The 21,030-nt window shown below is 72.7% G+C and carries 16 protein-coding genes; 4 read left to right on the top strand and 12 right to left on the bottom strand.

What is annotated here, in order from left to right; all coding sequences use genetic code 11:
• Positions 1-20: 20 nt before the first annotated feature.
• From ACF1G2_RS30945 to ACF1G2_RS30935, 3 genes are read right to left on the bottom strand one after another with little or no spacing between them, the layout of a single operon-like run.
• Complete coding sequence (locus ACF1G2_RS30945) at positions 21-2,924, bottom strand: NACHT domain-containing protein (protein WP_391801471.1); 2,904 nt, start codon at positions 2,922-2,924, stop codon at positions 21-23.
• The gene (locus ACF1G2_RS30940; RefSeq protein WP_391801470.1) at positions 2,921-3,250 is read right to left on the bottom strand and encodes a trypco2 family protein; all 330 of its coding nucleotides are present in this window, start codon (positions 3,248-3,250) and stop codon (positions 2,921-2,923) included. Before ACF1G2_RS30940 ends, ACF1G2_RS30945 begins: the two co-directional genes overlap by 4 nt.
• Positions 3,247-6,354 (bottom strand): NACHT domain-containing protein, encoded by a 3,108-nt coding sequence (locus ACF1G2_RS30935; RefSeq protein WP_391801469.1) that lies wholly within the window; start codon positions 6,352-6,354, stop codon positions 3,247-3,249. The genes ACF1G2_RS30940 and ACF1G2_RS30935 overlap by 4 nt, the downstream gene beginning before the upstream one ends.
• Before the next feature lie 490 nt (positions 6,355-6,844).
• On the opposite strand from ACF1G2_RS30935, the gene ACF1G2_RS30930 reads away from it, so the two are divergent.
• Positions 6,845-7,558, top strand: a complete 714-nt coding sequence (locus tag ACF1G2_RS30930; protein ID WP_391801468.1) for a M23 family metallopeptidase — start codon at positions 6,845-6,847, stop codon at positions 7,556-7,558.
• A 13-nt stretch (positions 7,559-7,571) separates the two neighbouring features.
• Here the strand turns inward: ACF1G2_RS30930 and ACF1G2_RS30925 are convergent, their stop codons facing one another.
• Positions 7,572-8,129, bottom strand: coding sequence for a TetR/AcrR family transcriptional regulator (locus ACF1G2_RS30925; protein WP_391801467.1), 558 nt, complete (start codon positions 8,127-8,129; stop codon positions 7,572-7,574).
• Between the two features lie 101 nt (positions 8,130-8,230).
• On the opposite strand from ACF1G2_RS30925, the gene ACF1G2_RS30920 reads away from it, so the two are divergent.
• Positions 8,231-9,808, top strand: coding sequence for an MDR family MFS transporter (locus ACF1G2_RS30920; protein WP_391801466.1), 1,578 nt, complete (start codon positions 8,231-8,233; stop codon positions 9,806-9,808).
• A gap of 89 nt (positions 9,809-9,897) precedes the next feature.
• Here ACF1G2_RS30920 and cseC read toward each other — a convergent pair whose 3' ends face one another.
• The 6 genes from cseC to ACF1G2_RS30890 form a co-directional block, all read right to left on the bottom strand.
• Entirely contained in the window at positions 9,898-11,214 is a 1,317-nt protein-coding gene (gene cseC / locus ACF1G2_RS30915; protein WP_391801465.1) for a two-component system sensor histidine kinase CseC, read from the bottom strand.
• 92 nt (positions 11,215-11,306) lie between these two features.
• Positions 11,307-12,011: a two-component system response regulator CseB gene (gene cseB / locus ACF1G2_RS30910; protein WP_391801464.1), complete on the bottom strand. Its 705-nt coding sequence runs from the start codon at positions 12,009-12,011 to the stop codon at positions 11,307-11,309.
• 25 nt (positions 12,012-12,036) lie between these two features.
• Positions 12,037-12,744 carry a hypothetical protein gene (locus tag ACF1G2_RS30905; RefSeq protein ID WP_391801463.1) on the bottom strand — a complete coding sequence of 236 codons (708 nt, stop codon included), beginning with the start codon at positions 12,742-12,744 and terminating at the stop codon, positions 12,037-12,039.
• A complete protein-coding gene (locus tag ACF1G2_RS30900; RefSeq protein WP_383180754.1) occupies positions 12,732-13,295 on the bottom strand; it encodes a SigE family RNA polymerase sigma factor in 564 nt (187 codons plus the stop codon). The genes ACF1G2_RS30905 and ACF1G2_RS30900 overlap by 13 nt, the downstream gene beginning before the upstream one ends.
• Positions 13,296-13,579: 284 nt before the next feature.
• Positions 13,580-14,509 (bottom strand): A/G-specific adenine glycosylase, encoded by a 930-nt coding sequence (locus tag ACF1G2_RS30895; RefSeq protein ID WP_391801462.1) that lies wholly within the window; start codon positions 14,507-14,509, stop codon positions 13,580-13,582.
• Between the two features lie 33 nt (positions 14,510-14,542).
• Positions 14,543-15,196, bottom strand: coding sequence for a phosphatase PAP2 family protein (locus tag ACF1G2_RS30890; RefSeq protein ID WP_391801461.1), 654 nt, complete (start codon positions 15,194-15,196; stop codon positions 14,543-14,545).
• 183 nt (positions 15,197-15,379) lie between these two features.
• On the opposite strand from ACF1G2_RS30890, the gene ACF1G2_RS30885 reads away from it, so the two are divergent.
• The gene (locus ACF1G2_RS30885) at positions 15,380-16,204 is read left to right on the top strand and encodes a hypothetical protein (protein ID WP_391801460.1); all 825 of its coding nucleotides are present in this window, start codon (positions 15,380-15,382) and stop codon (positions 16,202-16,204) included.
• Between the two features lie 117 nt (positions 16,205-16,321).
• Here ACF1G2_RS30885 and disA read toward each other — a convergent pair whose 3' ends face one another.
• Both disA and radA read right to left on the bottom strand, forming a co-directional pair.
• Positions 16,322-17,380 carry a DNA integrity scanning diadenylate cyclase DisA gene (gene disA / locus ACF1G2_RS30880; protein WP_383222575.1) on the bottom strand — a complete coding sequence of 353 codons (1,059 nt, stop codon included), beginning with the start codon at positions 17,378-17,380 and terminating at the stop codon, positions 16,322-16,324.
• Positions 17,381-17,715: 335 nt separating this feature from the next.
• Entirely contained in the window at positions 17,716-19,119 is a 1,404-nt protein-coding gene (gene radA, locus ACF1G2_RS30875) for a DNA repair protein RadA (protein ID WP_391801459.1), read from the bottom strand.
• Between the two features lie 173 nt (positions 19,120-19,292).
• Between radA and ACF1G2_RS30870 the strand changes: the two genes are divergently transcribed.
• Complete coding sequence (locus tag ACF1G2_RS30870) at positions 19,293-21,014, top strand: hypothetical protein (RefSeq protein ID WP_391801458.1); 1,722 nt, start codon at positions 19,293-19,295, stop codon at positions 21,012-21,014.
• Positions 21,015-21,030 lie beyond the last annotated feature (16 nt).

Raw genomic sequence — 21,030 nt, 5'->3', positions numbered from 1 at the left:
TTTTCGCGCCCGCAGCGCCGTCACGGTTCCAGGACGAGGCGGTCGCCGAACGGTTTGCGGCCGTGGACCTGCCGCTTGGCGAGGCCCTCGACCCGCACTCTGACCCCGGTGAGGGAGTGCAGCGGGGTCAGGTCCAGCCGCGGCACGTCCGGGTGGGGCCGCAGGGTGAGGTCGCGCAGGAGCCGCAGCCCGCCGATCGCCTCCAGCTCGGCGGCCCCGAGGGGGACGCCGTCGAGCAGCAGCGTCTCCAGCCGGTCGAGACGGCCCAGGGCCGTGAGGTTCCGCAGTTCCGCGCACCGCTGCACCGCCAGGGCGTCGAGGGTGGCCGCGAAGGGCGTCAGCGGGGAGAGATCCGTCAGCTGCGGGTTGTCGGCGAAGGTGAGCCCGCTCAGGGGGTGGTCGCGGAGCGCGGCCGTCACCTCCTCGAGGGAGAAGTCACCCTGGATGATGACGTCGGGTGCGTGCCTGAGCAGCGGCAGCTGGGCGAGCTGGTCCCGGTTCCTGACGAAGAGCGCCATCCGGTCGAGCGGAAGGTGCGCCAGGACCTCGCGGGCGAACGCCTCCGCCGGGAAGTTCGACCAGCTGAGGGCCAGCAGGCCGGTGTGCGCCTCGTCGGCGTGGGAGCGGGCGTACGGCAGGGCGGCCGAGCCCCCGATCGCGCAGATCAGGTTGAGCATCCCGAACGGATCGTCCCCTCTCTCGGTACCGGGAGGGGGCAACAGTGGCAGGACGAAGTCCCCCAGCCGGGCGAGCGTCTTCAGCTGCGTGCCGCTCTGCACGCGCAGGACCGAGGCGACCGCCTTCCGCACGCGCGCGTGGAGCCCCTCCGAGAGCCAGGCCGCGTGCTGGGCGCAGAGCGCCGCAAGCACGTACAGGGTCGTCTTCAGGTCCTTGTTCCGGCTCCCCGAGCCGGCCGCCAGCAGTCCCTCCACCAGGACGGGCAGGTCACGGCGCGAGCAGTGGCCCGCGGCGAGGAGCAGGACGTCGTGCCACTGCTGCTCGCGCGCGTGCCGCAGCAGTTCGGGTACGAGGTCGTCCTCGACGAACTCCTTGGCCGCCAGGAAGTCCTGGAACGTGCGGTGGGCGAACTGGAAGACCGAGTCGGTCCGTTCGTGGAGAAGCCCGGTGCGGTTCAGGAGGTGGGTGAGGATCTCCTCCGCGGTGCCCTGGGCCGCGACCCGCGGCATCCCCGGCAGCGTCCGGCTCAGCTGGTGCAGCGCCTGCTCCCGGGTGAACTCCGTCTGCCCGCCGCGGACGAGCCAGGCCGCGAGCCGCTGGAGGAGCTGCTGGTGCTCCTCCACCGACATCCGGATGCTGTCGGGGGCGTCGATCCGGCGCCGGTCGTCGCGGCTCCCGAGCATGAGCCTCAGTGCGGAGTCGTAGAGCGCCCAGCGGGTCTCCGGAAGGAACCCCTCCCGTAGGCGGTGGAGAGCGCAGATCACCGCGCACAGCAGCGGTGTTCGGGCCAGGTCGGCCAGGGCCGGGTTGTGGCGGAACTGCTGGAGCAGGTCGCGTTCGAGCGCATCGAGCGGCTCGTCGTCGGCGTCCAGCCGGGCGGCGTCGTGCCAGGCGGTGACGAAGGCCGCGATGTCCTCGTCCCGTAGCGGGAGCAGGGTGAGCTCCTCGAAGTCCTCCGCGCCCAGCCAGTCCAGCTCGACGGCGAGCGGCCGTACGGCCGCCACGCAGCGGATTCGGGGATAGCGGGCGAGGAGCCCCGACAGCCAGGAACGGACGGCCTCGCGATCCTCCTGCGGCACCTCGTCGAGACCGTCGACGAGAAGCAGCGCGCGGCCTGCGGCGAGGACGCGCCCGGCCCAGCCGTCCGGCGCGGCGTCGACCATCAGGCCCGCCGCCCCGGGGAGTTCGGCGGGGGAGGGTAGGGCGGCGCCCCGGGCGCGGAGGGCCCGAAGGGGGACGACGAAGGGCACGAGGCCGTTCAGCTCGGCGAGCCGCGGGCCGAGGGTGCCGGCGGCGGCGTGGGCGGCGAGCCACCAGATGAGGGTGGTCTTGCCCGCGCCCGCGTCCCCGCGCAGGAGGACGCGGGGGCGGGAGGCGAGGAGGTCGTCGATGCGCTGGGGGAAAGGAGTGGCGTCCGGGTCCCGTGAGGTGGCCTCCAGGGAGAGGTAGGCGGTGTCCAGGTCCCACTCGGCGGCCCGCCGGCTGAGTTCGTCGAGGCCGAAGATCCGGGTGCGGCGGTAGGCGGCCGCGACGGCCTCTCCGTACTCCTGCTCGTACGGCGCGTCACTGGAGCTGTGCGTGGTGAGGGCAACGAGCGAGGGGAAGCCGTGGCCGGTGGCCTGGGTGTAGGCGACGAGGAAGCCGGGATCGGCGGCGAGGGCCTCGAGCGGCACGCACTCCACCCGCCGGTGGCCGCGGCCCCTCGGTATCTCGCGCACGATCCCGAGCAGCTCGGCACCGGCGAAGACGGGCCCGCCGGAGAGCCCGGCGAGCGGCGAGCTCCCGTCGCTGGGCTCGGTGGCCGGCGTCGCGTCGAGTTCGACGACCATCGTGCGGCGGATGAGCCCCGCGAGCGGGAGCAGGGTGCCGCGGTACTGGTCGCTCTCCAGCTTGCGGCCGTCCCCGTACCGCTGGACCCGCGGGAATCCGAGGATCTCGCAACCGGGCACGGGCCGGTCGGTGGCCACCCGGCCGATCTGGGTGCGGTAGCCCCGCCTGCCGATCAGGCTCTCGCGGGCCTGGAGGAGCGCCGCGTCGAGCCGCTGGTCCGACCAGACCACCTGGCAGAGGACGGACTTGCCGCGGCCGGGCAAGGACACCCAGGCCGAGTGGGCGTTCCGCAGGACATGGGCGCTGGTGAGAACGGTCTCGGTGGTGAGCAGGACTCCGCTGCCCTGTGTTTCGTGCGGCTCGGAACGGACGACGACGGCGGCCCGCAACGAACCGCGTGGGAACGTGGTGGTCAACGCCCCGGCCCGCCACCGAAGTCGGAGGTGTCGCCGGCGTCCTCGTTGCCGACGAGCCAGGGGCCGTCCGTGGCGGCGTTGCGGGGCTTGAGAGTGAAGTGGACGCGGTGGGTGTCGCCGCGGGTCCGGGATGCGTCGGCCCCGGCCTCGACGACCCAGGCCTTGACCTTGGCCCCGCCCTTCACCTCCTTGCGCAGCTCGATCGTGAACTCCATCTCGATGTCTCCCACTTCGAAGGCGACGGCCTTCCCGGTGGCGCGGGTGGCGGCGTCGACGAGTTGATCGCGTACGGATTCGATGGCGTCGGCGAGTTCTATCTCCGTCATGATCGTGAACGTACCGGCGGGGGGCCCGCGGCGTCCGCTCCTACGTGAACAACCACCTCGGACGGCAGGTTTTCGGCGCCGGCGAACGTCGCGCCGAGGCTGTTGACGGATTCGAGCCGCTCCAGGGCCGCCAGCGGTGTGAGGTCGTGGACCAGTCCGCCGACGCTGCCCAGCAGCCGCAGTCGCCGCAGACCGGGGAAGGTGCGGGCGACGGCGTCCAGCGGGGCGGCGGAGCGGTCGCAGAACAGGTACACCATCTCGACCCCCGGCATCCGTACGGCATCGGGGACGGTCCGCAGGCCCACCGCCGGCAGGGAGACGAACGAGAGGCCGTCCAGGCCGGCGACAGCCTGCCAGTCCTCCTCGCTCATCCCGGCGACCCGTTCGACCGTGAGGACCTTGAGACCGCTCAGCCGGCGGAGCACGCCGAACCCCCCGTCGGGGTACTCGTTCAAGGCGAGGGTCGCCAGTTCGTTCTCGGCGGGGAGCGACTCCAGGACCCGGGCGAGGGGCCCGGGAAGCCGCAGATTCCACGACGCGTCGATCAGTTCCCGGAGCAGGGCCGTCCCGTGGTCGGAGACGCCGGGGCGGATGTCGAGGCTTCTGGGGCGCAGTCCGAGCCGGGCGATCTCGGTGGCCTGGGCGTCGGAGGTGATCGTGAAGTCGAGTTCGGAAGGGTCGAGCAGGGCGATGATCTCCTCGGCGTACCGGGTGGTGTCGAACCGGGTCCACCCCCACATCAGCTGGGATCGGACCGCCAGGGTCGGGTGCCGGGTGAACCGGGCGAGGTACGGCAGCGCGGCGTCGTCCGTGATGTGGGTGGCGGTGGTCACCACGTCCAGGGCCTGCTGGTCGGTCAGCGCCTCGGGGCCCGGCAGGAGGTCCAGGACGGTGCGTCCCACCGACGCCAGTTCGCGCGCCTCCGCCGGGCCGCGCGGCGGGATCACCTGCCTCGTCCGCGCCCGGACACGTGCCCGGACATCCGGGGACACCTCCGTCGCGTGGTCGAGCGCCGTCGCCGCCACGACCAGGATCCGCAGTTGCGTACGGCGGTCCGGTGCCGCGTCCGACGCCTTCAGCAACTCCTCGAAGATCTCGGCGCATTCGCGCGGGCGGGCGTGGCCGACGGCCATGCGGATGACGTCCTCCCACTGGTCGTCCGCCGCGTGCCGGACCAGGACGCCGATGTCCCAGCGGTCCACCAGGGCCTTCGCCGCGAGGTAGTCCTGGAAGGTGCGGTGCACGAAGTCGACCGTGTCCGCGGTCGGCTCGCGCAGCAGGCCGCTGCGGTGGAGGAGATGCAGGAAGATCGCGTCGGGGTCGACCCCGGCCGCCTCCGTGATCGCGGGCGCCGCCTCCCGTACGACCGAGGCCGCGTGCGGGCGGTCCATCGTCGTCCGGCCGTTGAGTGTGAGCCAGTAGGCGATCCGCTGGATCAGCTGGATCTGGGGGGCCTCGCCCAGCTCGACCCCGTACGGCATGCCCATGTCCCGTTCGCGGTCCCGGCGGGAGAGGAGCATGGAGAGCGCCGCGTCGTACAGCGCCTTGCGGCCGCGGGGCAGGAAGCCGCGGCGGCCGCGGTGCAGGGCGCAGATCAGACCGCACATCAGGGGGTTGGTGGCGAGCTGGGCGACGTCGGAGGTGGTCCGCAGGGCGTCGAGGAGGGGCTGCTCGTACGGCGCGGCCTCCGGTCCGGCGGCCTGGTGCCAGCGGCGGACGAAGGTGGTGACCTCGGCGGTGGACATGGGAGAGAGGGTGAGCTCGGCGAAGCCGTCGGAACCCAGCCAGTCGTCCCGTACGGCGGTGGGGCGGGAGGTCACCAGCCAGCGGTTGCCCTCGTAGGAGTCGAGGAGCTCGCGGAGCCAGCGGCGGGCGCGGTCGCGTTCGACCTCGGGGATCTCGTCGATGCCGTCGACGAGGACGAGGCCGCGGCCGGCGCCCAGGACTCGGTCGGCCCAGCCCTCGGGCGGGGAGAGCGGGCAGCCGACGGCGGAGAGGAAGCGGTCGGGGGAGGGGAGCCGCTCTCCGTGGCGGGTGAGGGTACGGAGGGGGAGGACGAAGGGGATGCGGTCGCGGAGGTACGCCATGGCGTCGGGCTGCGCGTCCCGTGCGGCGGAGACCGCCAGCCACTGGACGAGGGTCGTCTTGCCGGAGCCGGCGAGGCCACGGAGCAGCACCTTGTCGTGCCGGGCGAGTGCGAGGTCGGCGCGGCCGCCCATGTCCTGCGGGCGCGTGCCCACCACCCACGTATAGGGGGCGCCTCCGGGCCGGACGGCGCGGGACGCCGCCAGGGCGGAGGTGAAGGCGCCCGCTGTCCCGGCCGGGTGGTCTGCGCCCTCCCCGACCGGGGCGACTGGCCACCTTCCAGCCTCGGCCCGCAGGGCGAAGTCCGCCGCCGTCGCCTCCAGTGACAGGTACGCCACGTCCAGGGGCCACCTCTCCGGCGCGTCCCGCAGGTCGACCCCGTAGATGGTGAGGCTGCCGTGCTTCTTCGCCACGTACGCCCGGTAGCGGCGCTCGAACTCCGCGTCCCGCGCGTCCACCCGTGGCGTACGGCGGATCACCTCGTCGACCTTGGCCGTCAGCTCCGCCTGGCCGCGGGTCTGCTCGACGAGTGAGCGGGCCACGAACGTGGACCGCTGGGTGAAGAACTCCAGGATGTGCAGGCAGGCCCACGAGGTGAGCGAGTCGAGGAACAGGACGGAGTCCGTCGACAGGCCGTCCGGGGCCGGGGCCGCCGCGCGCAGGGCGCGGGCGAGGGCCGGGGCGCCGAGGCTCACCGCCTGCACGTCGTCCATGTCCAGGTCGCCGAGGGCGAGGAGCGTCGCGGCCAGGGTGTCGGTGAGCGCCTCGGTCTCGTCGGCGGGGAACGGAGGCTCCCCGGGGCCGGTGGCGGCGCGCTCGACGAGGGTCGCGGCCAGTTTCCGGACGTCCCGCTCGCCCAGCGTCCGCTGCTCACCCCGGAAGGAGACGAGCCGGGAGAGCCTGATCGGCTTGCGTGCGCCGGTGAGACCGGCCCCCGGACCGTCCTTGACCAGGAGTTTTCGCAGGAGCGGGCCGATCGCCGCCGATGCGAGACGGGTGCCGATGAGAGCCGGTTCCACGTACGTCCCCCGAACGTCGTCCGAACAAGTCCAACTCCTGCACACCGTAGTCGGGGACGGGGTTCTGAAGGCCCTGATTCGCGTGACCCAGGTCGCATCGGGGGCGGGTGCGCCGTGACAAGGCGCACAGGCCTTTTGAGGGGTACTAACCGGGATAGTGACACCGATAGGTGTTCATTCGGGACGTTCAGGGCGCCAGTGGTGGGACTTTGGTCCCGAGAGGGGTCGAACCGTACGGGAAGTGGCCTGTAGGTCCGTTTCGGGCGGGTCCGACGTGCGGATAAACCAGTTCATTGGTGCCGGTATGTCCGATTTCGAAGGTGGAGATCCCGGTCGTCAAGAGCTGAACTTCCCGGCCCGTCGCTACGACGCAATGTCGTAGATGGGGTGGTTTACGCCGGATGGGGGTCCGGGTTACCAAGGATGAGCAACAGCCCGCCCGGCGCAGCGATCGCGTCGGGTCCCGTTCTGTCCGGAGGTTTTCCCCCGTATGTCGAAGCGCGTCATGAACCCCGCCGTCCGTACCACCGCCGTCGCTCTCGCCACCGCGGGTCTGGGAGTGTCGCTGGTGGCCGGTGCAGGGTCCGCCTTCGCCGCCGAGGGCAAGGCCGCCACCATCGCGACTGCCGCGACCGGTGCGTCCGCTGCCGTCGCCGCGCAGGCCGATGCCCAGGCCCAGGCCGCCGTGAAGGCCGCCGTCGCCAAGCAGGCCGCCGCCAAGAAGGCTGCTGTCGCCAAGGCCGCGAAGGCCGCGAAGGCCGCCCCGGTCGCCGCCAAGAAGGCCCCCTCCTGGGTCAAGCCGGTCAGCCGCTACACGCTGAGCGCCAGCTTCAACCAGGGCGGCGCCATGTGGGCCCACAAGCACTCCGGCCAGGACTTCGCCGTCCCGGTCGGCACCCCGGTCAAGGCCGCCGGCGCCGGCACCGTCGTGAAGGCCGGCCCGAACGGCGGCGGCGACGGCCCCGCGTACGGCAACGCCATCGTCGTCAAGCACGCCAACGGCAAGTACTCGCAGTACGCCCACCTGTCGAAGATCAACGTGCACATCGGCCAGAAGGTCGGCGCCGGTCAGAAGATCGCCCTCTCGGGCAACACCGGCAACTCCTCCGGCCCGCACCTGCACTTCGAGATCCGTACGACCCCGAACTACGGTTCCGCCCTCAACCCGTCCGTGTTCCTGCGCTCGGTGGGCGTCAGCATCTGACCTGAAGAACGCCTCACCGCGCGCTGTGCGCCTGGGTGATCAGATCGAGGGCGACCTCGAGGACGGCTTCACGCTTCTCCTCGGGGTCGCCCTCGACGTTGTCCATGAAGAACATGCCCGAGTGCAGGGCGAAGATGGCGCTCACGCAGCGCACGCGGTCGATCACGGCGAAGTCCGGCTCCTGGATCAGGCCGCTCAGCTCCAGCAGCCGCTCCTTGAAGGTCATGCCGATGCTCAGCTCGCGCACGGCCGCCTGGTTCTCCTGCATGAAGCGGAACAGCGGGGCCGCGCCGACCAGGGACTGCTGGTAGCGGCGGATGATCTCCTCCTTGACCTCCAGCGTGCGCGGCTGCTCCTTCGCCCAGGCGATCAGCTCGTCCATGGGCCGGGTGAGGTCCTGGAAGATGCCGATGATGATGTCTTCCTTGGTCTTGAAGTGGTAGTACAGCGCGGCCTTCGTGACATCGAGGTGCTCGGCGATCTCCCGCAGCGAGGTCTTCTCGTAGCCCTGTGCGGCGAAGAGCTCCAGGGCCACGTCCTGGATGCGCTGGCGGGTGTTGCCTCGGGCCATGGCTGCTCTCCACTTTCCACAAAACTTACTTGACGACCGGCAAGTTACACGTCTACCGTCCCCAGTGTAGTAACTAGCCGGGCGGCAAGTAAGGGAATGACATGGCTGCGCAGTCGACCACCACCACGCCGAGCGAGGCGACGGAGGCGCCACCGCGCAGCGTCCGCGTCGTACTCCTCGCCCTCATGATCGCGATGCTCCTCGCGATGCTGGACAACATGATCATCGGCACGGCCATGCCCACGATCGTCGGCGAACTCGGCGGCCTGGAGCACCTCTCCTGGGTCGTCACCGCCTACACCCTGGCCACCGCCGCCTCCACCCCGATCTGGGGCAAGCTCGGCGACATGTTCGGCCGCAAGGGCGTCTTCCTCATCTCGATCGTGATCTTCCTGATCGGTTCGGCGCTCAGCGGCATGGCCCAGGACATGGGTCAGCTCATCGGCTTCCGCACGGTCCAGGGCCTCGGCGCCGGCGGTCTGATGGTCGGCGTCATGGCGATCATCGGCGACCTCATCCCGCCCCGGGAGCGCGGCAAGTACCAGGGCATGATGGCCGGCGTGATGGCCCTCGCCATGATCGGCGGCCCGCTCGTCGGCGGCACCATCACCGACCACTGGGGCTGGCGCTGGTCCTTCTACATCAACCTGCCGCTCGGCGCCGTCGCCCTCGCCATGGTCACCACCGTCCTGCACCTGCCGAAGAAGCAGCGCGCCACCGGCACCCGGATCGACTTCCTCGGCGCGGGACTCCTGACCGTCGGCATCACCGCGATCGTCCTCGTCACCACCTGGGGCGGCACGGAGTACGCCTGGGGCTCGGCCACCATCGTCGGCCTCGCGGTCGGCGGAGCCGTCGCGCTCGCCGCCTTCCTGTACGTCGAGACGCGGGCGAGCGACCCGATCATGCCGCTGCACATCTTCCGCAGCCGCAACTTCACCGTGATGTCCCTGATCGGCTTCATCACCGGCTTCGTGATGTTCGGCGCGGTCCTCTACCTGCCGATCTTCCAGCAGTCCGTGCAGGGCGCCTCGGCCACCAACTCCGGTCTGCTGCTCCTGCCGATGCTGCTGTCGATGATGGTCGTCTCGCTGCTCGTCGGCCGCTTCACCACCAGCACCGGCAAGTACAAGATCTTCCCCATCGCCGGCGGCGCGCTGATGGTGGTCGGCCTCTTCGCGCTCTCCACGATGGACACCGGCACCTCGCGGCTGGTCTCCGGCGTCTGGATGGCGCTCCTCGGAGCCGGCATGGGCTTCCTGATGCAGATCACGATGCTCGTCGCACAGAACAGCGTCGAGATGAAGGACATGGGCGTCGCCTCCAGCTCGACGACCCTCTTCCGTACCCTCGGCTCCTCCTTCGGCGTCGCGATCATGGGCGCGCTCTTCACGAACCGCGTCCAGGACGAGATGGCGCAGCGCGGCGGCTCGGAGCTGACGCTGCACTCCGCCCAGCTGGACGCGGCCTCGCTGGCGAAGCTGCCGGCCGCGCTGCGCGAGGCGTACCAGCACGCGGTGGCCGCCGGCACCCACTCCGCCTTCCTGGTCGGCGCGGCAGTCGCGGTCCTCGCCTTCGTCCTCGCCTTCCTGGTCAAGGAGGTCGCGCTGCGCGGCGCCGGACCGGAGAAGGGTCCGCAGGGCTCGGAGGAGGCGCCGAAGGTCGCCGAGACCGTCTGACCCGTCTCGTGAGCGTGAAGGGCCCCGGCACACCAGGTGTGCCGGGGCCCTTCGTGCCGTGCCGTGCTGTGCCGCGCCCGTCCCTGTCCTCAGTCCGCGAAGGAGATGATCGGGAAGCTGCCCGTGTTCGTCGGCGCGTGGTCCGGCAGCCAGAGCACCGCGATCGCGCCGCCCGCCCCCTGAGGTGTGCCCTCGGGAGCGGCGTTGCGGAAGGTCAGCCGGGCGCCGAGGACCCGGGCCTGCCCCGCCGCGATCGTCAGACCGAGCCCGTGCCCCTGCCCCGCACGATCGCTCGCGCCGGTACGGAACCGGCTCGGGCCCTCGCGGAGCAGCGCCTCGGGGAAGCCGGGACCGTGGTCCCGTACGCGTACCACCCGGCCCTCGACCGTCACCTCGACCTGCGGCTTCCCGTGCTTGGCCGCGTTCGCCAGCAGGTTGATGAGGATCCGCTCCAGGCGCCGCGGGTCGGTGCTCACCCAGGACTCGTGGACCACGTGCACCACGGCCTCCGGGTCCAGCGCCCGGACCCGTCGCTCCACGAACTCCCCGAGCGCGATCTCCTGCAGCTCGGCACGCTCCGACGCGCTGTCGAGCCGGGCGACCTCCAGGACGTCCTCGACCAGCGTCCGCATCGCCTGCGCCCGGTCCCGCACCAGCTCGGTGGGGCGCCCGGGCGGCAGCAGCTCCGCCGCCGTGAGCAGCCCGGTCACCGGGGTGCGCAGCTCGTGCGCGATGTCGGCGGTGACCCGGCGCTCGGCCTCGATGCGCTCGTGGAGGGCGTCGGTCAGGGCGTCCACCGCGCGGGCCAGATCGTCGGTCTCGTCGCGTACGACTCCGCCGATGGCGTCCCGTACCCGTACCTCCGTGTTGCCCTGCGCGACCCGGCCGGCCGCGGCGGCGGCCTTCCGCAGCCGGCGCGAGAGCTGACCGCCGATGAGCACACCGAGAGCGCAGCCGCCCATGACGACCGAGACCGAGCCGATGATCAGCGCCCGGTCGAGATCCTTCATGATCGTCGCACTGCGGTCGGCGAACGGGATGTGCAGGGACAGCACGTCGCCGTTGGCCAGTGGCACGGCCGCCCAGACGTCCGGCGGACCGCCGTGACGGTGTTCCTGTACGTACGTGCCGCGGCGCTTGTCCCGCATCAGCTGGTCGAGCTGGGGCGGCAGCATCGGGTCGTTGATCTTCGTACCGAACCGCGGCTCCTTCGGCTTGGAGCTCTCGTACAACCGCTGCGCGAACAGCAGCCGCTCCATCTGCACCTCGCGCGCGTTGTCGAGCATCGAGACGCGCGCCGAGTTGTGCACGACCAGGCTGAGCGTGACCGCGATGAGGGCGCCGACGGCGGCGATGGCGACGGCGATCTTCCAGCGGACACCGGTACGGAGGGCGGGCGGCCTCACCTGCGGACCCGCGTCCCGGGCACCAGGCTTCCGGGCACCAGGCTCCGGGGCATCAGGCTCTCAGGCGTCGAACTCTCAGGCATCGGACGTGGTCATCCCTTGAGCTTGTAGCCGAAGCCGCGGACCGTCTCGATCCGGTCCTGGCCGATCTTCGTGCGCAGTCGCTGGACATGGACGTCCACGACCCGGGTGTCGCCACCCCAGCCGTAGTCCCAGACCCGCTCCAGGAGCTTGTCCCGGGACAGGACCGTGCCGGGCGCCGAGGAGAACTCGAGCAACAGCCGCATCTCGGTGGGGGTCAGCCCCACCGGAGTCCCCGCCTTGCGGACCTCCATGCCCTCGGTGTCGACCTCCAGGTCGCCGAAGACCAGCAGGCCGCCCTCGGGCGCCCCGTCGGCCGCCGGGTCGCCGGGCCCCGGGCCGCCTGCGTGGCCGAACCGGCGCAGCACGGCCCGGATCCGGGCCACGAGCACGGAGCCGTCGAACGGCTTGGTCACGTAGTCGTCGGCCCCGGCCTCCAGGCCCAGGACGACGTCGATGGAGTCGGCGCGCGCGGAGAGCATGATCACGGGGACGGTCGACTCGTCGCGGATGCGACGGCACAGACTCACCCCGTCCATCCCCGGCAGCATCACGTCGAGCAGCGCGATGTCGGGCCGGTCCGCCCGGAACGCTTCCAGGCCCGACAGACCGTCGGGCATGGCGGTCACCACGAAGCCGTCCCGCTCCAGTGCGAGCTGGGTGGCCTCGCGGATGACGTCGTCGTCCTCGACGAACAGCACATGGGTCTCGGCCATCGCGCGCCCTTCCCTTACCTTCCGTTCAGCTGCCGCTCGGCGCGGGCGTCGCGGCGCCGTCGATGCCGCCGTCGCCGACCGCGCGGCTGTAGTCGTTGTGCACCCAGTCGTGCTGGGAGAACCTGCTTCCCGCCCAGCGGTACGTGATCACGTCCTCGCCCGAGGGGTACGCGACCGGGTCGCCCTTGGCGTACACCTGCTTGGTCACGACCAGATCGCCCCGGTCGATGGTGGCGTACACCGCCGCGTCCTCGGCCATGAAGACGTTCTTGTACCCGTCGCCGTCCTCGCGGTACACGTACGTGCCGATGCCGACGGCGTCACCGCAGGTCATCACGTTCACGACCACATCGGGCTTCGTACCGCCGGTCAGGTTCCCGTAGGACGTGTCCACCGGGTACGCGTCCGCGACGCAGGGCTTGAGGTCCGCCTTCAGCCGTTCCCCGATCTTCGGGTCACCCTTGATCAGCGCGATCGGGTCGACCCGCTGGGCGGGCATCTGGCCTGCGGAGGCGGAACCGGACGGGGACGGCGCGGGGGCCACTGAACCCACCTCGTCGGCGCGGGCCGCGCCTTCGTCACGGGAGCCCGTACCGCCGGTGGAGCAGGCGGTCACGAACAGGCCGACGGCGGCGAGCACGGCCACCGCCGAAATGCTCACCGCCTTGAGGGTCCGACGGCGCGGGCCGCCGGGCCCGTCGTCGCCGTCGTATCTGGCGCCTAGGCCGCGCACCGGTCCTGCCCCCGTTCGTCACGTCGTACGGTCGACCGCTCCAGAGCGCGGGCGTCCTCGACGCCGCGGCTCTCCAGTTCCTGCCGCAGTCGGGCCAGTGCGCGGTGGAGCGTGGACTTCACCGTACCGGTCGACATGCCGAGCGCGGCCGCGGTCTCCTCGGTGCTCATCTGTTCCCAGTGCCGCAGGACGACGACGCTGCGCTGCTTCGGGGCGAGGACCTTGAGGATGTCCATGAGGAGCGCGCGGTCGGCGTGCTGCTCGGTGGCGTCGTCGACGGACGCGTCGGGCAGCTGCTCGGTGGGGACCTCGTCCAGCTTGCGGGCGCGCCACCACTCCGTACGCGTGTTGATCATCACGCGGCGGAGGTACGCGTCGGCGAGGGACTTGTCGGCGATGCCGTCCCAGCGGCCGAAGGTACGGACGAGAGCGGTCTGGAGCAGGTCCTGGGCGTCGACCGGGTCGGGGACGAGCCGACGGGCGCTGCGCAGCAGCGCGTCCTGGCGCGTCCGTACGTACTCCTCGAAGTCGAGCACCTCGCCGTGCGGCATACCGACCGCCTCCATCCCCGTGACCTGCTTGTTCGCTTGACGGAGATGACGCTACGGAGCGCTTGTCACGAGGCTGTGCGAGCAGGCCGTCGACAGACACACGGCTGTCCATCGGTTGTGTAACAGGGGCCGGAAGTGGGTATAGAGGCGACTTCCCGTGGGCGGGGACCGGCGTCCTCCGGGTACGGGGACCCGGCGCAGCCCATGGCTCCTCCGGGTACGGGACCCGGAGGAGCCATGGGCTGCGCCCGCCGGGACCGTGGAGGCCGGGAAGGCCGGGCCCGTCAGGACTGGGGGAGGCGGTACTCCGCGTTCTCCAGGGGTTCCACCAGGCCGTCCGCCACCAGGCCGTCCAGCGCGCGGGCCCGCTGGACCGGCTCGTCCCAGACCGCGTCCAGGGCGGCCTGCGCCACCGGGCCGGGCGCGTCCCGCAGGACCGCGAGCAGCCGGCCCCGTACCTGCCGGTCCGTCCCCGCGTACGTCTGGCCGCGGCGCGGCGGCCCGTCGTGGGCCGGCTTCCCGGCCAGCCGCCACGCGCACCGGTCGGCGATCGGGCACCGCCCGCAGTCCTCGTTCTTCGCCGTGCACACCAGCGCGCCCAGCTCCATCGAGGCCGCCGCCCAGCGTGCCGCCGTCCCCTCGTCCTGCGGCAGCAGCTCCCGCGCGAGCCTGCGCTCGGCCGCGGTCGTGGCGTTCGGCGGGTACTGCACGCCCGTCGCCGCCCGGGCGAAGACCCGGCGGACGTTGGTGTCCAGCACCGGATACCGCTGCCCGTACGCGAACGAGGCCACCGCCGCCGCCGTGTACTCGCCGATCCCGGGCAGCGCCAGCAGCGCCGCGTGCTCGCTCGGCACGTCGCCGCCGTGCCGCTCCGTTATGGCCACGGCCGCCGCGTGCAGCCGCAGCGCGCGCCGCGGATAGCCGAGCCGTCCCCAGGCGCGGACGGCGTCGCCTGGCGCGTCGGCGGCGAGGTCGGCCGGGCGCGGCCAGCGCGCCAGCCACTGCTCGTACACCGGCAGGACCCGTACGACCGGAGTCTGCTGGAGCATGAACTCGCTGACCATCACGCCCCACGCGCCCGCCTCCGGGCGGCGCCAGGGCAGGTCGCGGGCGTGCCGGTCGAACCAGGCGAGGACGGGCCCGTGCAGTGCGGCGGCGGGTGCCGGGACGGCCGGGGCGTCGAACACAGGGATGGGGGCATCGGTGGAAGTCATCGCACCCCCGATCCTGGCACGTCCGGCGCGCGTTCAGTACGCGCCGTGGCGGACGCCCTCGGGGCGCGTGGAGGCGCGCGGGCGCGGCCCGCGCCCCGCGCACCACAGCACGGCGCCCTTCCGGCTCGACCGCGCCGCCTCCACCACCGCCCGCACGGGCCGGTCCGCCGCCTTCACGGCCAGGAACGCCACCAGGCCGCCGAGCAGCAGTCCGACGGCCACGTCGTGCGGGTAGTGGACGCCGGCGAAGACCCGGGAGAAGGCCATGAGCAGCGCCATCGGGACGGTCAGCCACACGGTCCCGCGCCAGGACAGCGCGAGGGCCACCGCCGCCGCGCCCGCGATCGCGGCATGGTTGCTGGGGAAGGACCAGTCGCCGGCCGCAGGGCACGGCACGAGCGAGGCCGGTGCGCCGGCGAGCGCCCGGCACGGACGCTCCTCGTCCACCAGCGACTTGAGCGCCTCGCTCACCGCGTACCCGCAGGCGGTCGCCAGAGGCGCGAGCAGCGCGAGGGCCATCGCACCGCCCGTCCCGGATCTCGCCCGCCACCATCCCGCGAGGAACAGCACACCGAAGAGGAGCAGACCGGCCTCCGTCCACGCCTCGGCGAGCTGCTGGAACCAGTGCGGGGTGGCGTGGGCGAAGTCCGTGACATCGAGGTAGAGATCGTCGGAGATGGTGTTCATGGTCGGCGACGCTAACCGGCGGCCGATGCCCGGCACCCGGAGCGAACGACCCCCACCACCCCCGACGAAAGTGGGGGATTACGGAGAGGGGCGTGTGCCCCGGATGTGATCATCGGCAAAACTTGATGCCTGGGGCGGCGGGTGGGGCGGGAGTTGGGGCCGATCTCTCGTAAGGTTCGTGGCGTGGGATCACTGCGCAATCCGGTCGGGCCGCTTCCCTCCTCCATCTACTGGCGACGGAGGGCGGTCGCGCTGTGCCTGATCGCCCTGATGGCGCTCATCGCCATCTGGGCCGTCACCTCCGGCGGAGGCGGCGGGAAGAAGCCCGACGACTCCGCCAACGGCTCTTCTCCCGCGCCCTCGATCACCCCCGGACCCTCCGGATCCGGTCCCGCGATCAGCGAACAGCCGGGCGGTCGCGACGAGTCGGGCGAGTCCGGCGAGAACTCCGGCGGTGACGGCGGTGACGGTGGCGGCGGTACGGACGCCGGCGCGGGCGGTGACGCGGGCGGCGGTGACGGCGGCAAGAACGGCGACACCGACGGCGGAGGCGGTGACGGCGGCGCGGGCGCGAGCGCGGGCCAGCAGGTTCCGGCCGACTCCCCGCTGCCGAACTGCGCCCCCGGATCGCTCCAGTTGACTCTCCGCAGCGCTCAGGTCTCGTACGCGCCGGACGAGAAGCCGCGCTTCCAGCTGGTCGCCAAGAACACCTCGGCCGCCGACTGCAAGGCCGATCTCGGCCCCAGCAACGCGGTTCTGACGGTCAGTGACGATCAGGACGACGACGTCTGGTCCTCCAAGGACTGCCCGCGCCCGGCCGGCACCGTGTTCCTCAGGGTCCCGGCGGGCTCGGAGATCACGCGCACCGTGGAGTGGGACCGCGCCCGCAGCGCCCCGCAGTGCGCCACCGCCACGGCGGGCCCGGTGGGACCGGGGACGTACCTGGTGGAGGCGACGCTGCCGGGCGTGAAGGTGTCTCCGGCCTCGTTCACGCTGGCCAAGGACTGACGGCCCAGGGCTGACGGGCCCAGGGCGGACGGTACACGGAAGGGGCCGTACGGGATTCTCCGTACGGCCCCTTCCGCGTACCGCTGCCGGACGTACCGCTGCCGGACGTGGCTCCGGCTAGACGTACCGCTCCAGGATCGAGGACTCCGCGAGCCGGGAAAGGCCCTCGCGGACGCTGCGGGCCCGGGCCTCGCCGACGCCGTCGACGGTCTGCAGGTCGTCGACGCTGGCCGCGAGCAGCTTCTGCAGGCCGCCGAAGTGCTCCACGAGCCGCTCGATGATCGCGCCGGGCAGCCGCGGGACCTTGGCGAGGAGCCGGTAGCCGCGCGGGGAGACCGCGGAGTCGAGGGTCTCGGGGGAGCCGCTGTACCCCAGGGCCCGTGCCACGATGGGGAGTTCGAGGAGCTCCGCGTGGGTGAGCGCGTCGAGCTCGGTCAGCGCCTCCGGGACCGTGCGCGAACGCTTCGCCGTGGGCTCCGGCACGTAGTCGCGGATGACGAGCTCACGCTCGGGCTCCACGCCCGCGATCAACTCGTCGAGCTGGAGCGAGAGGAGCCGGCCGTCGGTGCCGAGCTCGACGACGTACTCGGCGATCTCGGTGGCGATCCGGCGGACCATCTCCAGGCGCTGGGCGACGGCCGTGACGTCCCTGACGGTCACCAGGTCCTCGATCTCCAGCGCGGAGAGCGTGCCGGCGACCTCGTCGAGGCGGAGCTTGTAGCGCTCCAGGGTCGCGAGCGCCTGGTTGGCGCGGGAGAGGATCGCGGCCGACTCCTCCAGGACGCGACGCTCGCCGTTCACGTAGATGGCGATGAGCCGCATCGACTGGGAGACGGAGACGACCGGGAAGTTGCACTGCTTGGAGACCCGGTCCGCCGTGCGGTGGCGGGTGCCGGTCTCCTCGGTGTGGATGGAGGCGTCCGGCACGAGCTGGACACCGGCCCGGTGGATCTTGGAGATGTCCTTGTCGAGGACGAGCCCGCCGTCGAGCTTGCACAGCTCGCGCAGTCGGGTCGCGGTGAACTCGACGTCCAGCACGAAGCCGCCGGTGCACATCGAGTCCACCGTCTTGTCCATGCCGAGCACGATCAGACCGCCGGTGTTGCCCCGCAGGACGCGCTCGAGGCCGTCGCGCAGTGCGGTGCCGGGAGCGACCGCGCTGAGGGCCGCGCGCATCAGCGCTTCGTTCCCGTCCTTGGCTGCCACTGCTCTCCTCCGGCTCGTACGGATGGGCGAGACCAGGGCAAAGTCTAGCGACACCGCCCCGCGCCCCTCCGCCGCACGCCGGAGCGCACCGCTTCTCGCCCCGCGCGACCCGCACGCACCACCCCGCCCCGGCGCCGTTCACGCACCCGGTCCCGAGCCGTCCGCAGCCCCGGAACCAGGGCGTCCGCACCTCGGGTCCGAGCCGCCCACCGTCCCGGAGCGAAGCCGTTCGCGGCACCCGGGTGGGAGCCGTCCGCGGCCCCGGCGCGGCCCGGGAGCGGCGGCGGACCCCGCCGCCGCTCCCGCTACCCCTGCTCGTCGCGGGCGGCGGCGGGTCTCCGGGTGCGGGGCAGCACCCTCAGCGCGTCCCCCATGTCCGCCACCTCGGTGACCTTCATGCCCGCGGGCACCTTCCCCGGATCGCCGGGGACCAGCGCGTGCGTGAACCCGAGCCGGTGCGCCTCGGCAAGCCGGCGCTGCACGCCCGTGACCCGGCGGACCTCGCCCGCGAGACCGACCTCGCCGATCGCGACGAGGTTCTTCGGGAGCGGGGTGTCGCTGGCGGCGGAGGCCAGGGCGAGGGCGATCGCCAGGTCGGCGGCGGGCTCGGAGAGCTTCACGCCGCCCACGGTCGCCGAGTAGATGTCCCGCTTGCCGAGCGCGCTGATCCGGCCGCGCTGCTCAAGGACGGCCAGCATCATCGAGACCCGGGAGGTCTCCAGGCCCGAGGTGGTCCGCCGGGGGGACGGGATCTGGGAGTCGACCGTCAGCGCCTGCACCTCGGCCACCAGCGGCCTGCGGCCCTCCAGGGTGACCGTCAGGCAGGTGCCGGGCACGGCCACGTCGCGCCGGGTCAGGAAGAGCCCCGAGGGGTCGGCGAGACCCGTGATCCCCTCGTCGTGCAGCTCGAAGCAGCCGACCTCGTCCGTCGCCCCGTACCGGTTCTTCACGCCGCGGACGAGCCTCAGGCGCGCGTGCCGGTCTCCTTCGAAGCTCAGGACGACGTCGACCAGGTGCTCCAGGAGCCGGGGTCCGGCGATGTTGCCGTCCTTGGTGACATGGCCGACGAGGAGCGTGGCCATACCGCGATCCTTGGAGGCCCGGATGAGCGCCCCGGCGACCTCGCGCACCTGGGCCATGCCGCCCGGCGCCCCGTCGATCTCCGGCGAGGCGACCGTCTGCACCGAGTCCATGATCAGCAGCGAGGGCTTCACGGCGTCGAGGTGGCCGAGGACGGCGGACAGGTCCGTCTCGGCGGCCAGGTACAGATGGTCGTTGAGGGCGTTGATCCGGTCGGCGCGCAGCCGGACCTGGCTCGCGGACTCCTCGCCCGTGACGTACAGCGTGCGGTGCTCCTCGCTCGCGGCCTTCGAGGCGACGTCGAGCAGCAGCGTGGACTTGCCGACGCCGGGCTCGCCGGCGAGCAGCACGACGGCCCCGGGCACGAGCCCCCCGCCCAGGACCCGGTCCAGCTCGTCCACGCCTGTGGAGCGGGCGGTGGCCTGCCGGCCGTCGACCTGGCCGATCGGGAGCGCGGCGGTGGAGACGCGGCCGGCGGCGGTGGTGCGGACTGCGGGCGCGCCGTACTCCTCGACCGTCCCCCAGGCCTGGCACTCGGGGCAACGGCCGAGCCATTTGGCGGTCGTCCAGCCGCATTCGGTGCAGCGGTAGGACGGCCGGTCCTTGGCGGATTTCGTACGGGCAGCCATGCGCCACACCGTAGCGGCCCCCACTGACAGTGGACGCCGGGCCGGAGTCCCGCCGGCCCCACGGCATCGGAATGGCCCGCTCCTGTCCCCTTTCGAGCGATACCTTCACCCGTAAGGATTAAAAGTGTTCAACCGGTACGAAGAGTCCGCCCTGCCTTGCCTACGGTCGCCCAGTGACGAGCAGCAGGCTGGAACCCCCCACCCACACCACCGGCGCACACCGGGCGCACCGGCGGGCGGCCGAAGGTCCCCGCACCCTCGGTCAGCACCCGCCCGCCCGCTACGAGGCGTATCTGGACGGTCTGTTCACCTACTGCCTCTCCGTGCTCTGCGACCACGACGCCGCGACGACCGTCCTCGGCGACGTCCTGGCCGTCGCGGAGCGCCACCGCGGCCGCTGTCCCTCCGACGAGGGCGGGCGCAAGGCCTGGCTGTACGCGCTCGCGCGCTGGGCCTGTCTGCGCAGCCTCGCCGAGCAGCGCCGCACCCGGCCGGGCGCGCACACCGGCCGCCCTGCCGTCGAGGAGCCGCAGCCGCCCCGGGTCTCCGAGGAGGTCGCCGAGCGCCGCCGCGCCGAACTGGCGCTGCTGGCCTGGCCGGAGGCCGCGGGCACCACGCCCGAGCAGCGCGAGGCGCTCGAACTCGCCGTCCGGCACGGCCTCGGCCACCGCGAGGTCGCCGCCGTGCTCTCCCTCGACCCGCTCGCCGCCCGCGAGCTGCTCTCCTCGGCCGCCTGCGAGGTCGAGCGCACCCGCGCCGCGCTCGCGGTCGTCGAGACCGGGAACTGCCCCACGGTCGCCCGGCTCACCGGCGACCACCAGGTGCTGCTCTCCGCGACCCTGCGGGCCGAGCTGGTCCGCCATGTCGACGACTGCCCGCGCTGCCGCCGGGCGGCCGAGCGGGCGGGCGCGGGCGGCCCGTGGCCCGGTGCGGCGTCGCCCACCCCGGCCCGGCTCCCGCTGGTCGAGGCGCCGAGGGCGGCCGCGTACGTGGCGATGCTGCACGTCCCACGCGCGCGTGCCGTCGCCCCCCGCTTCGGGCCGGCCGGATTCCCCCTGGACCCCAAGGACCACGCGGCCCGCCGCGACCGGATGCGGGCCCGCGCGGTGACGACGACCGTCGTGGCGGCCGTCGTCGCGGCCCCGGTGCTCGCCTTGTGGGCCTCGTACCGAGGCGGCCCCGTCGGGGAGGGCGACCACGCCGGCGCGCCGGTCAGCGCCAGCGAGGCGGACGACCCCACGGGCCTCGACGGCACTCCGTACGACCACTACGAGAACGCGGGCAACGCCCGCACCACGCCCGATCCGCGCTTCACCCGGGGCAGCAGGTCCCCGGACGTCTCGGTCGAGGTGATCAGCCCCGGTGGGCCCGTGGGGCCGTCGCTGCCCGGTCAGGCCGGCCCCGGCCGGATCACGGTCACGGCCCAGGGGTACGGCGCCACGACGCTGCTCACCCTCACCGCCTCCGGCGGCTCGCCGGTCGACTGGTCGCTCTGGTCGGACGCGCCCTGGCTGTACGTGAGCCAGGCCTCGGGCACCCTGCGGCCCGGCGAGTCCGTGACGGTCCGGATCTCCGTGGACCCCGCGCGCGAGCCCGCGGGCGCCTGGTCGGCCCGGGTCGGGGTCAACCCCTCGGGCGCCGTCGTACGGATCGACGGCCACGGGAGGACGACCCCGGCGCCCCCGACGACGGAAGAGCCCCCGCCCACGACGGAGGAGCCGCCACCGACCACGGAGGAGCCGACGACCCCTCCGCCCACGACGGAGGAGCCGCCGCCGACCACGGAGGAGCCGACGACCCCTCCGCCCACGACGGAACCCACCCCGACGACCGAACCGCCCTCGTCCACGGACCCCGGCACGCCCAGCGGCTCGGACTCACCGCCACCGCCCTAGGGCCGCACGGCTCCCG

It is taken from the genome of Streptomyces sp. NPDC013457, from assembly GCF_043089925.1.
Classification (GTDB): Bacteria; Actinomycetota; Actinomycetes; order Streptomycetales; family Streptomycetaceae; genus Streptomyces.
Note: the sequence above shows the minus strand (reverse complement) of the source record. Positions and strands in the feature narration are given on the sequence as shown.